This is a genomic window from Luteibacter sp. (genome assembly GCF_035539195.1).
In the GTDB taxonomy this organism is placed as follows: domain Bacteria; phylum Pseudomonadota; class Gammaproteobacteria; order Xanthomonadales; family Rhodanobacteraceae; genus Luteibacter.
Genome location: NZ_DATLIW010000009.1, coordinates 39,933 through 53,457 on the forward strand (window position 1 = coordinate 39,933; position 13,525 = coordinate 53,457).

Below are 13,525 nucleotides of genomic sequence, written 5' to 3' on the forward strand. Positions count from 1 at the left end.
GGACGGGTGGTGGGATGAACGGGGTGCGCCTTGCTTGCGCGATAGTCACATGGGTCGTGCTGGTCGTGGGCTGGCTCGTCGTCGTGCCCGTTGTCCGCGCCGCCGACAGTCGCGATCGTGCCATCGATCAGTTCTATCACACGGCGTGGACGGTTCGCGAAGGCGCGCCCGGCCAGGTCACCGCACTGGCGCAGACCAGCGACGGCTACCTCTGGCTCGGCACCCAGACCGGTCTCTACCGTTTCGACGGCGTGCGGTTCGAACGGTTCCGCCCGCGCGAGGGCGGCGACTTCCTTGCCTCCAGCGTGGCGTCCCTTTACGCGCCGCCATCCGGTGGCCTGTGGGTGGGGTTTCGTTATGGCGTCGCCAGCTTCGTCACGGGCGATCGCGCTACCCACTACGCGGCCTCGTCGGGTTTACCCACCGCCACCATCTACGCCATCGGTGGCACACCCGACGGGCACATCTGGGCGGCGACGTTCAATGGCCTGGCGCGACTCGACGGACAGCGTTGGTCATTGGTCGGTGCATCGATGGGCTTGCCGGGCAATCGCGCGCGCAACCTGTCGGTCGATCGTGAAGGGCGCCTCTGGGTGGCCACCGACCAGGCCCTGGCCTGGCTTCCTCCGGGTGGCAAGCGATTCGAGCTGGCCACGCGCGCGGTCGGTCGGGTGAACCGGATCGCCGAGGCGCCCGACGGTACGATCTGGGTGGCCGAAGCCGATGGGGGCGTGCGGCCTGCCTGGGCCGGGGACGCGCCTGCCGAAGACCGCGGGCCCAGCCTCAACCTTTCATCCGCCGGCTTGCTCTTCGATCGCGACGGAGCTCTGTGGATGCCCACGCTTGGCGACGGTATCCGCCGCGTACCGCGCGTGCGCGACCTTCCGCGCCAGCGGATCGAGGCGAGCGGCACGGCGGCGCAGCAGTTCGTCGAGCGCGACGGTCTGAGCTCCGACTATCTCAGTGCGGTGATCCAGGATCGGGAAGGCAACATTTGGGTTGGCGGCAGCCGCGGACTCGATCGCTTCCGCATCAGTCGTCTATTGCCCGCACCGCTTTCGCCCGGTGCCACCGACTTCGCGCTGGTCGCCGCGCAAGGTCATGGGGTGTGGGTGGGGACGAAGAATCGTCCGTTGACGCATGCCGATGCCACCCAGGTCGAGCCGGGCGATTTTCCCGAAGCGATCACGGCGGCGTCGCGCGATCGCGAAGGCACATGGCTGGGCGGCCCGCACGGGGTCTGGCGTTTGCACGATGGCAAGCCGGAGCGCTTCGCGCCGCTGCCCGCCGAGGACTACACCGGCGTGCAGGCCATCGTGGGCGACGGCAAGGGCGGCGCATGGTTGTCGATCAATCGGCCCGGCATCTACCACTACACCGCAGGGGCCTGGGTCTACGACGCCATGCGGGCGATCGCCAACGATCCGGCTCCGCTCATCCTCATGAACGACATGCGCGGGCGTTTGTGGATGGGGTTCGCACGCAACACCATCGTCATTCGCGACCGCGGGAAAGACACCGTGCTCGGACCGGCGAGCGGCCTCGCGGTCGGTAACGTCACGGCGCTGCTGGAAGATCGCGGCGCCGTCTGGTTGGGCGGCGAACTCGGTATCGGCGTGGTCGTCGGCGAGCACGCACGCATGCTGGCCACGCTGGGCGAACCCTTGCGTGGCGTCTCCGGCCTGGTGCGCGACGCACGCGGCGACTTCTGGGCGAACACCGCGCAGGGTGTGGCGCGTATCGACGGTGCCCACATGGCGCGCGCCCTGCAGGATCCCTCGTACCGTCCGCCGGTGAAGCTGTTCGATTCGCTCGACGGTCTGCCGGGGACGCCGGCTCAGTTCCGCCCGTTGCCGACGGCGCTCGTCGCCGACGACGGCCGTCTGTGGTTTGCGACGACCAGTGGCGTCGTCTCGATCGACCCGGCCGATGTGCCGCGCAATCCCCTGCCGCCGCCCGTGTCGATCCGTTCCATCACGACCGACGCCGGAAGCTGGCCGGTGACGGCCACCGTGAACCTGCCCGCGCATACCGAGCGCCTGCGTATCGGTTACACCGCCACCAGTCTGTCCATGCCCGAGCGCGTGCGTTTCCGTTACCGCATGGAAGGTATCGACACGCGCTGGCGCGACGCGGGCACGGAGCGCGAAGCGGTGTACACCGATCCGCCGCCAGGCAGCTATGTCTTCCGGGTCACCGCGGCGAACGAAGACGATGTGTGGAACGAGAACGGTACCTCGATCGCGATCGTCGTCGCGCCCACGTTCTTCCAGACGCCCTGGTTCGTCGTCATCTGCATGGTCGTGGCCTTTGCCGCGTTGTGGCTCGCTTTCTACCTGCGCATGCGCCGCATGGAAGCGCAGCTGCGCGCGCGCCTGCACGAGCGGCATGCCGAGCGCGAGCGTATCGCTCGTGAATTGCATGACACCTTGCTGCAGAGCATCCAGGGACTGACCATGCGCTTCCAGGCGATCGCCAATCGCGTGCCCGCCGACCAGCCGCTGCGTATCGCCATGGAAGGTGCGCTCGATCGCGCGGAGGAGGCGCTGGTCGAAGCGCGCGATCGCGTGCGCGATCTTCGTGGGCATGCCGGCGAAACCGCTGCACTGGATGTCGCGCTGGCCGATCTCTCTCGCGCTTATGCGATGGACCACACGGTGCCCGTGCTGGTCGAGACGGACATCGACATGCGCGACATGGATATTCTGGCCCGGGACGAGCTTTACGGCATTGCACGGGAGGCGGTGCACAACGCGATCGCCCACGCGGAGGCATCGCGCATCGAGGTGACGATCACCGCCGACGCGGGCGAGCTGGTCATGCGCGTCCGCGACGACGGTCGCGGCATCGACGACGCCGTGCTTCGCAGTGGCGGCCGTGCCGGTCATTGGGGTCTGCGTGGCATACAGGAGCGCGCACGGACCATCGGCGGCAGCGCGGCGTTCGCCTCACGTGCCGATGGCGGCACCGAGGTCATCGTGCGGACACCGATGAACCGGGTGTTTCCTTCACGTGCCCGTTGGTGGCGGCGTGGATGGCGGGAGCGCGGCTAGCGCTCCCGTCGTTGGCTCAGCGCCAGCCGCCGGCGGCGTCGACAAGGGATCCGGAAACCCACTTTGCATCGTCCGAGGCGAGGAACGCGACGACGGTAGCGACGTCGTCCGGTTGCCCCAGGCGTCCGAGCGGCGTCGTTCCGATCACCATCTTTTCGAAGTCCGCGCTGCCTTCCATGCTGTTGAAGCCCTCCGTAGCCGTCGCGCCGGGGTTCACCGCGTTGACACGAATGTTCCTTGCGCCAAGCTCCTTCGCGAGCACGCGTGTGATGGTGTTCAACGCGCCTTTGGTCGCCGCATAGACCACCGAGTTGGGTTGGGCCATCTCGCCGACCACCGATCCGATATTGACGATGTTGCCGCCATCGGCCGGAAACAGCTTCAGGGCCGCCTGGCTGGCCATGATCAATCCGCCGACGTTGACATCGAACATCGTCGCGATGTCGTTGCGGGTCACGCCTTCGAGCGGTCCGAAGGTGTAGACGCCGGCGTTGTTGACCAGGATGTCGAGACGGCCGTAGGCGGCGCGCACCCCGTCGAACAGTGCCGCGATGCCTTCTTCGGTGGCGACGCTGGCGCCGATGGCTACCGCTTCGCCGCCGGCGGCCTTGATCTGGGCGACGACGCGTTCGCCATCGACCTTGCTCGACGCGTAGTTGACGGCGACCGAAGCCCCCTGTGCGGCGAGCTCGCGGGCGATCGCGGCGCCAATGCCTTTCGAGGCGCCGGTCACGAGGGCGACTTTGCCGGCGAGGCGCGGCAGGGGAGGGGTTTTGAGCTGAGCATTCATGGGAGCATCTCTGCTAGGCGAGGAATGTCGCTACTCTGATTCATGCGCTCCGCGGCGTGTAGTATGTCCAAACGACTTATTCTTATACGTGCCCGACATGAGTGACCGGCTCTCCGCGCTACGGCTGTTTGTTCGGGTAGCCCGCACGGGAAGCTTTTCCCGTGCGGGGCGTGAGCTCGGTTTATCGCAGCCATCGGCCTCGCGCGCGATCGCTGCGCTCGAAGCGGACGTGGGCGTCGCGTTGTTCACGCGTTCCACGCGAGCCGTGGTGCTGACCGATGCGGGCAACGATTACCTCGCTCGTATCGAGTCGCTGCTTGCCGCCCTGGACGAAGCCGACGAGGCGGCTCGCGGCACGGGCGCCTTGCGTGGGCTGCTCCGTGTCGCGCTACCCACCAGCCTGGCGTCCCGCGAGGTCGTGCCGCGGTTGCCGGATTTCATCCGGGCCCACCCCGCGCTTCGCATCGAATTGCGCGTGGAGGACCAGCGCCAGGACCTTCTGCGCGAAGGCATCGATGTCGCGCTCCGCTTCGGTGTCATGCCCGACTCGACCGCCGTAGCCAAGTTGGTCGGGGCCAATCCGCGCCTCGCGGTCGCCGCGCCGTCGTACCTCGCGCAGGCAGCCAGGCTCGCGCACCCCGACGATCTGGCATCGCACCGTATCGTTTTGGGTCCACCGGGCATAACGGCGGGGGCCTGGTCGTTCGAACGGGACGGCCGCACCGTTTCGATCGCGGTGGAAAGCCAGCTGACCGTGACCTCGAACGAAGGCGCGGTGGCCGCCGCGGTCGCCGGGCTCGGGATCGTCTCGACGGGCTATTGGGGCTGCCGCAACGAACTCGAGGCCGGCCAGCTGGTTCCGGTGCTTCGCGAGTGGACGCTCGCATCCTCGCCGCTCTACGCGGTCTTTCCCGGCGGCCGTGCCGCGACCGCCGCCGCGCGCGCCTTCATCGAGTACCTCGCGCAGGGGCTGGGCCGGCATGGCTGAACTCACGACGTTGGCTTCGCTGGTCGCCGACCTGGAGGCCGACGAGGGTTGGCGCGAGCCGATGGCGTTCGCCCGGCGTGCCGATGCGATGGACCGGCTCGACCTTTACCTCGTGGGCGCGAGTACGAGTGAGGCCAGGGACACCGCCGAGCGCCTTATCGAGGCCATGGAAGCGGTCGACCGCAGCCTTTTCGACCATCTGCGCGAGCGTATCCGCCGGGGCGAGGGCGCGCAGGCGCTATCGCCGTGGATCGGTCTCGAGGCGTCGCCGGGCCAGCATTACGACGCACTGGACGCCCTGCTCGCGGGCGTACTGGCCATCGACGCGCCGGCGATCGACGAGACCGCGCCGCCGCCGGAGATGGTGTTCTACCAACCCAGCCCGGCAAGGCACATCGTGGACGGTGTCCGTCGCGCCGCGATTTCCGCCGGCGACGTCGTCATGGACCTGGGTTCGGGCCTGGGCCACGTGTCGATGCTGGTACACGTCCTCACCGGCGCGGGCACGCGCGGCGTGGAGCGCCAGCCGTCGTATGTCGACAGTGCGACGCGGGCGGCGCTGGCGCTGGGCTTGTCGGGCGTGAGCTTCGCGACGGGTGACGCGCGCCAGGTCGATCTGGCTGGCGTCGACGTGTTCTACCTTTTCACGCCGTTCCTCGGCACGGTGCTCCGGGATGTCCTGTTGCGGATCGAGGCGGAGGCCGCGTCGCGGTCGGTGCGGGTGGTCGTGCTGGGGCCTTGTGCACGCACCTTCGCGCGAATGCCCTGGCTACGCAGCGACGATCCCGACCCCGCGGCGACGGATCGCATCGTCGTGTTTCGTTCCTCGAGCTAGGTTTACCAGCGCCCGCGACCGCCGCCGAAGTTGTTGTTCATGCCACCGACGGAAATGCTGACGCCGCCGGTGGGGTGCTCGCAGTCGCCGAAGGCCTGGCTGAGGCTGACCACACCGCCCTGGTAGCTTCCGCTACCGCCATGGCTGGCACTGACGACGCCGGTGGTGAGGCTGCCGTGCACCTGGGGCTTGTTATAGGTGGCATCGTCGCAGCGCGGCACGCCGCTGTCGGTCTCGGTGTTGGCCATGCGGCCGCTGGTGTCGCCGTAGTAGGCGCCCGGGGGGTCTTTCGGGCGGGACGGGGTGACCGCCACGTTGCCGCCACCGTTCTTCGGCGCGGTGCCGGCGACGCTGCCGGCCACGGCGGGCGTGGCGGTGCTGCTGGCCGGCGCAGGGACGTAGTCGGCGGGTAACCGCAGGTTCAACGGCTTGCTGGCGTCCTGCGCCCACGCGGTCGTGGCAGTGAGGGCGAGGGCGGCGAGGGCGATCTTGGCTTTCATGGGAAGCTCCGGGGACAGACTCTCGAACGCTCGAGAGCGCGTCCGGTGTACCGGCCTTTGATAGCCGCGTGCCGGTCGGAGTTCCCGGCCGGCGTAACCTACCTTACTCCGTGAGTGCCGCGTCGGCGTCCTCGGGCACGGTTTCACCCAGGCGGGCGCGCAGGGTGTCGATCTCGCGACGGAGGTTGCGGTTCTCGGCTTCGAGGTCGGCCACCTGTTCCCTAAGCGCCTTGACTTCGTCGGTGGGCTTTTCGCGGGGCTTGCGCTTGGACTCGCGCACCCGCTTGGCGGCCTGTTTCAGTTCGTCGTCGCCCGCGGTGGCGGCTGCCCGCTGCTCGTCCTCGGGCAGGCTGGCCACCGCGGCGGCGGCACTGATGGAGAGGGCGCCGGACTTCACCGCGGCGACCACCTCGGGAGCGGCCTCCTTGCGGATCTTCTCGATCATGCCGACCTGGTTGCTGCTGATCCGTGCTTCCCGGGCGATGTCCTTGCGGCTGTCGACCGGCGCGGCCTTCGGTGGTTTCGGCGCCGCCGGCTGGGCATCGGTGGTGTCGAAGGGCACGTCCGCTTCGGCCATCTGCGCGCGGCGCTCGGCGAGGATCTCGCGCTTGCGCAGGGCCAGGACGCCGCGTTGGAAGTCCGACACGCTGCGCCGGCCCAGATGCTGCTCGATCATCCACAGGTGCACGTCGTCGATCGAGCGGAAGCGCTCGTTCTGCACGGTCTGGAATGGAATGTCGTGCTTGCGGCAGATGCCGTAGCGGTTGTGACCGTCCACCAACGTGTCGCCCCACAGCACCAGCGCGTCGCGGCAGCCTTCGGAGAGGAGGCTGCGCTCCAGCGACTCGTACTCGTCGGGCGTCAGCGGGTCGATGTAGGCCTTGAGTTCTTCGTTGACGACGATGTGCATGAGAGGCTGCCCTGTAAACCACAACCGGCCATTCTACCGGAACCCCTTCTCCATTCCCTCCGGACGCCTTTTGTTGCAAACTCACATACGTCGTGGCAGGGGCTTCCACGACCCATGAAAGGACACCGGATCCGCGCCACGGCGCGTGTCCGATCGCGCTTGCGCTCGGCGCATGGTTGGGAGAAACACATGACGGGATTTGCAAGGAAGTTGGCAGTCGCGCTGGCGCTGTCGTGGGTGGCGCTCGTCGCACAGGCATCGCCGGTGTCGGAGCTGCCCTGGAAGTTCGGACCGACCAAGGTGCAGGTCGGTTCCTGGGCGACCCTGGAAGTGCCGAAGGGGTATGCCTTCCTCGATCCGGAAGGCACCAAGCAGCTCAACGTGCTGATGGAGAATCCGCCGGATCAGAGCGATACCTATACGCTCGCGCCCGACGACATGGCGTGGACGGCCTTCTTCGACTACGACGACGTGGGCTATGTGAAAGACGACGAGAAGCTCGATGCCGACGACATCCTGAAGAATGTCCGCGAAGGCACCGAGGAGAGCAACAAGGAACGTCGCTCGCGCGGCTGGGACACGCTCACCCTCATCGGCTGGAAGAATCCTCCGCAGTACGACAACGAATTCAAGTCGCTTGCCTGGTCGTTCATCGCGCGCAACGACAAGTCGCAGACCGAGGTGGTGAACTACAACGCACGCATCCTCGGCCGTAGCGGGGTGATGAACGTGGTGTTGGTCGCCGATCCGAACGCCCTGGCAACCGCCGTCAGTCAGTTCAAGGGCACCATGGGCGGCTTTGCATTCGCTCCCGGCCAGGCCTATACGGATTTCCGCAGCGGCGATCGGGTCGCCGAGTACGGACTGGCCGCACTCATTACCGGCGGTGTGGCTGCGGTAGCGGCGAAGAAGGGCTTCTTTGCCGTGATCGGTACCTTCCTCGCCGCCGCATGGAAGTTCATCCTGATCGGGTTTGCCGCGCTGGGCGGCGCGATCAAGCGCCTGTTCGGTCGCAAGGCGCAGTAACCACCATGCTGCTGTCATCGTGGTGGCTGCTTGCCGGCGTCGCGGGCATGTATATCTACGACGCCGTGCTGCTGCTTTACCACAACGAAGTCGTCTTCTTCCAACGCGGCGACGGATCGTGGTCGTTCTCGGCGGGCTCGGATTTCGAGCTCGCCGGTCGCCATGTCTATATTCCCGCCTTGCTGGCACCGCATCGTCCGCTAATCCGCTTGCGCTGGTCCTCGTCGCAGGTGCCTTCCCGTTCGCCGTTGCGTGGATTGCGCGCGTGGCGTGTCGGCGTCGCCGCCGTAGCCATGCCGGTGATGTGGTTGGCCACGGTGTTCGCCGCCATGCCGCTCGTGCTGATGGGCTCGGCGCCGGTCCTGCTGGGCTGGATGGCCGTGCTCTACGCGAGCATCGTGTTCGCCGTGTATCGCGTGTGGCGTCTTCGCAAGGTCACCGGCTTGGGCGCAAGGGAATGGACAGGCATCGCCTCGGACGCCCTCCTGTGCGCGCCGTACTCGCTCGATCTGGTCCGCAAGCAGGGCCAGCGCGCGGCTGACCGTTTCGACCTCGTGTCCATCGCCCACCGCCTGCTCGATGCCGAAGACCGCGCGCACCTTACGGATACCATTCGCATGAAGCTGCAGCGACACATGGACATCGAAGACGCGGGCAGCGAGCGCCACGTCCAGTTGATGACTTATCTGCAACAGATCGAGGGCGCGCTGGCATGACCCTGGCCGACATCATCGTTATCGCCATCTGCCTGGCACTGGGCTACAAGTTCGCTTCGTCGATGATGAGCAAGTCGGCCTCACCGGCCGATGAGGGTAACCGCCCCGAACCACCGAACCTTTTCCTGCGCCAGCCGCCCTGGCACGAAGTACTCGGCGTCTCCGCCGATGCGACGCACGACCAAATCGTCGGTGCCTATCGGGCGCGGATGAGCGAGTACCACCCGGATAAGGTGGCCAACCTCGGCCCGGACATTCGTGCGCTGGCCGAGCAGAAGGCAAAAGAAATCAATGCGGCATACGCTGAGGCTATGGCCGAGTATTCCGGTTCACGTGGGGCGTAGTGCGGGCAATACCAGCTTGCTACTGCAGAGGTTCCACCGATGGACCAGCCTTGGAGCATGCGTGACTTCGTGTTGGTCGACCCGACCGGCGCGCTGTGGCGAACCGGGCGGAACATCGACGTAGCCTAGGCAAGGCGCTCGAACTTCGTCACCGTCTTGCCTTTGTAGGTTGCATCGCCGAACGCTCGGTAGCCGAGCCGTTCCGCGACACGAACCGAAGGCTGATTCTCGGGCGCGATGATGCATACGGTGCGACCCGGTTCGCGTCGCGCGAAGTACCAGTCGTGTGCCGCCTGGACCGCTTCGGTGGCGTAGCCCTTTCCGTGCGCGGACCTTGCAAGCACCCAGGCTGCTTCCGGATAGGGATCGAAGTCCTCGCCCAGGTCGCGGTGGAATGTCGCCAGGCCCACGTCGCCGACGAAGCGACCGCCATGCTTCTCGCGCACAGTGAACAGGCCGTGCCCGAAGGCCGACCAATGGCCGATGTTCCTGAGCAGCTTGATCCAGGTGTCCTCGGACGTCGCCGGGCCGCCGATGAAGTGCATCACCTCCGGATCGGTACGCGCCGCATGGCAGTCGTCGAAGTCGGTGACCGATGTGGGGCTGAGGATCAGGCGTTCGGTGACGATCATGGCGCTCGGGTTCGCTCGGCTGAAAGTGATCTCAGTCTAAGGGTGTTCACGCTTCGGGCGCGAGCCGGCCGACGGTTGCCGGCCTCCTGCGGATCGGCAAGAATCGGTCCTCGCCAAGGTTCTTAAGGATGGGAAACGTCGATGACATCACGCATGTGCCTTGCACCATGAAGAAGTCCACGCCCGGTGAAACGGATTCGGCCGCCGCCTTGATCGACAAGCGCATCGCCGACCTCGGCGACTGGCGTGGCGACACGCTCGCGCGCATGCGCAAGCTGATTCACGAAGCGGCGCCCGACGTGGTCGAAACCTGGAAGTGGATGGGCACACCGGTCTGGGAACACGGCGGCATCATCTGCACCGGCGAGTCGTACAAGGCGAAGGTGAAGTTGACCTTTGCCAAAGGCGCCTCGCTGAAAGATCCTGCCAAGCTGTTCAACTCGAGTCTGGATGGCAATGTCAGGCGCGCCATCGATATCGGCGAGGGCGAGAAGGTCGACGCGAAGGCATTCAAGGCGCTTGTTCATGAGGCGATCGCGCTGAATGGCCTGCCTAAGCGCAAAGGCTAAGCAAGCCAGCCGCTGGAATACGGTCTTCCGCCTTGCCGTCGCGCCCACGATGGACTCGACGGCACGGAACAAGCTATATGGCTACGTCCAGCTCCAGCAATAGCTCGTCGAGCCGTTCGAGGGTGGAAGCCAGGCCGTCCTTAAGCCCCATGTCGATAGCTTTTTGCACGTCATCGGCTGAGTTGTACTGCACAACCGTGGTGACAAGGGTTCGCTTGTTGGCGTCAGTGAAAGCGACCTCCCAGCGTGACCTCGGCATGTCGGGATTCACATCCCCGGCTTCATCACAGAAACCGTCCAGGGCAGCATAGTTGTCGATCGGATTGATGTCCTGATAGTCCAGGCGATTCCAGAAAGTCTGGCCATCGGGGGTGATCATTGCGTAGTGCCAATAACCACCGACCCTGAAATCCATGTGCCTGGTCTGGGTCGTGAGTGGCTTGGGAGCGAACCATCGATCAAGCAGTTCGCGCTTCGTATGGCAGTCCCATACCAACTGGCGGTCCGCGGCAAATTCCCTTTTTACGACGATGCTGTTCTTTGCTTTATCGACGGAAAAATCGAAATGAAGCTCAGCTTTCACGTTCTTCTCCATTGAGTGATTCCAAGAGGCTATCGAGGTTCTGGTATCTGCTCGCCCACATGGAGCGCTGGTCCGCGAACCAGCGCTCCGCAGCTGCCAAGCTCTTCTGTTCGAGCGTGCATGTCCGTGTACGACCATGTTTTCTTGAGCGGATCAATCCGGTCCTTTCAAGAATTCCCAGGTGCTTCATGAAAGACGGTAAGGCCATAGCGAACGGTTGGGCCAGCTCGCCTACCGTTGCGGGCCCCCTACCGAGCCGTTGAACGACCGCCCTGCGCGTCGGGTCGGCGAGCGCCTGAAAAACCGAATCCAATGCCGCTGAATTGTTAGCCATATGGATAACTATATATTCGGTAACATAGGTGCGCAAGGGCCGGGGCCGGAGTCGGATGGGTCGTCGGATCCAGGTCGGAGGTGAGCTTTCAACGAGTGCTCATCAAAGCCGATATTTGCCGAGGGTGGGGTGCCAGTTCGGAGTACGCGATGAAGTACGTGGATGGAAGGTTGGTGTTGGCGGGTGACATAGTGCGAATCGACGGCCGGTATCGGGGAATTGTGATCGCTGCCATCGATGACAGGAGTTATCTACCCGGAGGCGAGGACTGGGAGTATCTCGGAAGCGGGGCGATGATCGACACTGACTTCGGCGGGCTTGTGCACTACCAGCAAGACGATGAGGAACTGGTGCTCGTTCATCGAGCTTATAAATGACAAGTGGGCGTTGTTGCGGCCACGACACTGATTCCGCCGCAACGCGTGCTGGTCGAATAGTCGGCTTGATGTGCGTCGCACCCGTCGTCATTGCAGGGGGCCGATGATCAGAAATCAAGTTGTAAAAACCAACATGCGAGACACCAACTACGTATTGCACCCGCGTGGAGATGAACTTGAAGATTTACGGATACAGCGACGAAGGGCTAGCCATCGAAGAAATTCGGCCAAATGAGCTGGCGGAGATAACTCTCGTGGCGACTCCTTCCGAACTACGGAAGATCGTGGCTTTCTTGACAGCGGCGGCGGAGCAGATGGAGCAGATGGGGGCCGTCTATGAGCACGAGCATCTTGCAGACAAGCAGCCAGGGTTCGAGGAATCACCTCATTTTGTGGTTTTCAATCCTACTGCCCAGCAGGCTTTGAAGTCGCCTGCGCTGTAGCCAATAGTCGTCAATGGGTCCTAGCAAAGACTGCCAACGGTGGGAATGATCCATGAGGAAGGGTCGGCGGTTTAGGAAATGGCTGTTCGTTGCGATGGGAGTCGTTGCTGTTATCGCGGCCACCTCTTGGATGTATGCGGTGAGCGGCTTCTCACTGGCATACGTCCCTTGTGAGGGGATATTTTCGTTTGACGCCAAGTTTGTTCGATGCCAAAGGCCGGTTTTCTTCCTTTGGCTGTTCTGGGTCAGTGTTGGAATTGGCATCAGCTTGGGCGCGACGGCGTTGTATCTGTCGATTGTTCAGCACCGAGAGCGGACTCGTTCACCGGACAACGGAGCCTGAAAAGCCCGCGGTGGGCGATCCCCGCAACCACCAGCAACGCTTCGCGTTCCGAGGCACGCATGTAGAATATCTGCCATGCACGCTATCAATCGAAACGACTTCCAGCTATCGATTGCCCCCATGATGGATTGGACGGATCGTCATTGCCGGTACTTTCATCGCCTGCTCTCGCCCCACGCGCGGCTCTACACCGAGATGGTGACGAGTGCCGCCCTCGTGCGCGGCAAGCAGGTTCGCCTGCTCGAGCACAGCCACGAGGAGCACCCGGTCGCCCTGCAGCTTGGCGGCAGCGATCCCGTCGAACTGGCCAAGGCCGCGGTGATGGGGGCCCAGGCGGGTTATGACGAGATCAACCTCAATGTCGGCTGCCCATCCGATCGGGTGCAGTCGGGCAAGTTCGGCGCCTGCCTGATGCGCGAGCCGGACCTGGTCGGCGACTGTGTCCGAGCCATGGCCGATGTCGTGGACGTGCCGGTGACGGTGAAGTGCCGCATCGGCGTGGACGACCAGGACGAATACGCCGACCTCCAGCGTTTCACCACGCGCATGATCGAAGCCGGCGTGGACATCCTCGTCGTCCACGCTCGCAAGGCCTGGCTGGAAGGTCTCAGTCCCAAAGAGAATCGCGAGATCCCGCCGCTGGACTACGAGCGCGTCTATCGCCTGAAGCGCGAATTTCCCGAGCTGACCGTCGTCATCAACGGTGGCATCACCACGGTGGAGGCGGTCCGGGAGCATCTGGGGCAGGTGGACGGCGTGATGATCGGCCGGGCCGCCTATCACGACCCCTTCGTCCTGGCGAAGCTGGAAGCCGATCTCTACGGCACCCCGCTCCCCGAGCGGAGCGACGTGCTGGATCGCATGCGTATCTATATCGAGGCCGAACTGGCTCGCGGCACCCAGCTCAAGCACATCACCCGGCATATCCTGGGCCTGTACCAGGGCGAGCCGGGAGCCCGGGGTTTCCGTCGCCAGCTGAGCGAGGGCGCCCATCTGCCGGGTGCGGATTGGGGCCTGATCGAGGCCGCCATGGCGCCGCTTCGCCAGGCAGCCTGATTCCGTTCAGCTTCGGGCTGGTCGGG

At 64.9% G+C, this 13,525-nt stretch carries 16 protein-coding genes; 10 read left to right on the plus strand and 6 right to left on the minus strand.

Going from position 1 to position 13,525, the window contains the following annotated elements:
* The first annotated feature begins 14 nt into the window (after positions 1–14).
* Complete coding sequence (locus VM621_RS02415; protein WP_325467398.1) at positions 15–3,053, plus strand: sensor histidine kinase; 3,039 nt, start codon at positions 15–17, stop codon at positions 3,051–3,053.
* Positions 3,054–3,069: 16 nt separating this feature from the next.
* On the opposite strand, the gene VM621_RS02420 is transcribed toward VM621_RS02415, so the two are convergent.
* Positions 3,070–3,843, minus strand: coding sequence for a glucose 1-dehydrogenase (locus VM621_RS02420; RefSeq protein WP_325467399.1), 774 nt, complete (start codon positions 3,841–3,843; stop codon positions 3,070–3,072).
* A 97-nt stretch (positions 3,844–3,940) separates the two neighbouring features.
* Between VM621_RS02420 and VM621_RS02425 the strand changes: the two genes are divergently transcribed.
* Together VM621_RS02425 and VM621_RS02430 are read left to right on the plus strand one after the other, a co-directional pair.
* A complete protein-coding gene (locus tag VM621_RS02425) occupies positions 3,941–4,831 on the plus strand; it encodes a LysR family transcriptional regulator (RefSeq protein WP_325467400.1) in 891 nt (296 codons plus the stop codon).
* Entirely contained in the window at positions 4,824–5,666 is an 843-nt protein-coding gene (locus VM621_RS02430; protein WP_325467401.1) for a hypothetical protein, read from the plus strand. Before VM621_RS02425 ends, VM621_RS02430 begins: the two co-directional genes overlap by 8 nt.
* 2 nt (positions 5,667–5,668) lie before the next feature.
* Here VM621_RS02430 and VM621_RS02435 read toward each other — a convergent pair whose 3' ends face one another.
* Both VM621_RS02435 and VM621_RS02440 read right to left on the minus strand, forming a co-directional pair.
* Positions 5,669–6,166, minus strand: coding sequence for a hypothetical protein (locus tag VM621_RS02435; RefSeq protein WP_325467402.1), 498 nt, complete (start codon positions 6,164–6,166; stop codon positions 5,669–5,671).
* 103 nt (positions 6,167–6,269) lie between these two features.
* Complete coding sequence (locus tag VM621_RS02440) at positions 6,270–7,076, minus strand: plasmid replication/partition related protein (RefSeq protein WP_325467403.1); 807 nt, start codon at positions 7,074–7,076, stop codon at positions 6,270–6,272.
* Positions 7,077–7,265: 189 nt separating this feature from the next.
* Between VM621_RS02440 and VM621_RS02445 the strand changes: the two genes are divergently transcribed.
* The 3 genes from VM621_RS02445 to VM621_RS02455 are packed head-to-tail and all read left to right on the plus strand — an operon-like array spanning position 7,266 to position 9,162.
* Complete coding sequence (locus VM621_RS02445) at positions 7,266–8,102, plus strand: DUF2167 domain-containing protein (protein WP_325467404.1); 837 nt, start codon at positions 7,266–7,268, stop codon at positions 8,100–8,102.
* A 5-nt stretch (positions 8,103–8,107) separates the two neighbouring features.
* Positions 8,108–8,818, plus strand: coding sequence for a hypothetical protein (locus VM621_RS02450; protein WP_325467405.1), 711 nt, complete (start codon positions 8,108–8,110; stop codon positions 8,816–8,818).
* Positions 8,815–9,162: a J domain-containing protein gene (locus VM621_RS02455; protein WP_325467406.1), complete on the plus strand. Its 348-nt coding sequence runs from the start codon at positions 8,815–8,817 to the stop codon at positions 9,160–9,162. The genes VM621_RS02450 and VM621_RS02455 overlap by 4 nt, the downstream gene beginning before the upstream one ends.
* A gap of 125 nt (positions 9,163–9,287) precedes the next feature.
* On the opposite strand, the gene VM621_RS02460 is transcribed toward VM621_RS02455, so the two are convergent.
* A complete protein-coding gene (locus VM621_RS02460; RefSeq protein ID WP_325467407.1) occupies positions 9,288–9,794 on the minus strand; it encodes a GNAT family N-acetyltransferase in 507 nt (168 codons plus the stop codon).
* Positions 9,795–9,922: 128 nt separating this feature from the next.
* Between VM621_RS02460 and VM621_RS02465 the strand changes: the two genes are divergently transcribed.
* Positions 9,923–10,363 carry a DUF1801 domain-containing protein gene (locus VM621_RS02465; RefSeq protein WP_414674477.1) on the plus strand — a complete coding sequence of 147 codons (441 nt, stop codon included), beginning with the start codon at positions 9,923–9,925 and terminating at the stop codon, positions 10,361–10,363.
* Between the two features lie 73 nt (positions 10,364–10,436).
* On the opposite strand, the gene VM621_RS02470 is transcribed toward VM621_RS02465, so the two are convergent.
* The gene (locus VM621_RS02470) at positions 10,437–10,958 is read right to left on the minus strand and encodes an SRPBCC domain-containing protein (protein WP_325467408.1); all 522 of its coding nucleotides are present in this window, start codon (positions 10,956–10,958) and stop codon (positions 10,437–10,439) included.
* Entirely contained in the window at positions 10,936–11,280 is a 345-nt protein-coding gene (locus tag VM621_RS02475) for a metalloregulator ArsR/SmtB family transcription factor (RefSeq protein ID WP_325467409.1), read from the minus strand. Before VM621_RS02475 ends, VM621_RS02470 begins: the two co-directional genes overlap by 23 nt.
* Positions 11,281–11,429: 149 nt before the next feature.
* On the opposite strand from VM621_RS02475, the gene VM621_RS02480 reads away from it, so the two are divergent.
* From VM621_RS02480 to dusA, 3 genes are all read left to right on the plus strand, one after another.
* Complete coding sequence (locus VM621_RS02480) at positions 11,430–11,657, plus strand: hypothetical protein (RefSeq protein WP_325467410.1); 228 nt, start codon at positions 11,430–11,432, stop codon at positions 11,655–11,657.
* Between the two features lie 176 nt (positions 11,658–11,833).
* A complete protein-coding gene (locus tag VM621_RS02485; RefSeq protein WP_325467411.1) occupies positions 11,834–12,100 on the plus strand; it encodes an Imm32 family immunity protein in 267 nt (88 codons plus the stop codon).
* 418 nt (positions 12,101–12,518) lie between these two features.
* Entirely contained in the window at positions 12,519–13,499 is a 981-nt protein-coding gene (dusA, locus tag VM621_RS02490) for a tRNA dihydrouridine(20/20a) synthase DusA (RefSeq protein WP_325467412.1), read from the plus strand.
* The last annotated feature ends 26 nt before the right edge of the window (positions 13,500–13,525 follow it).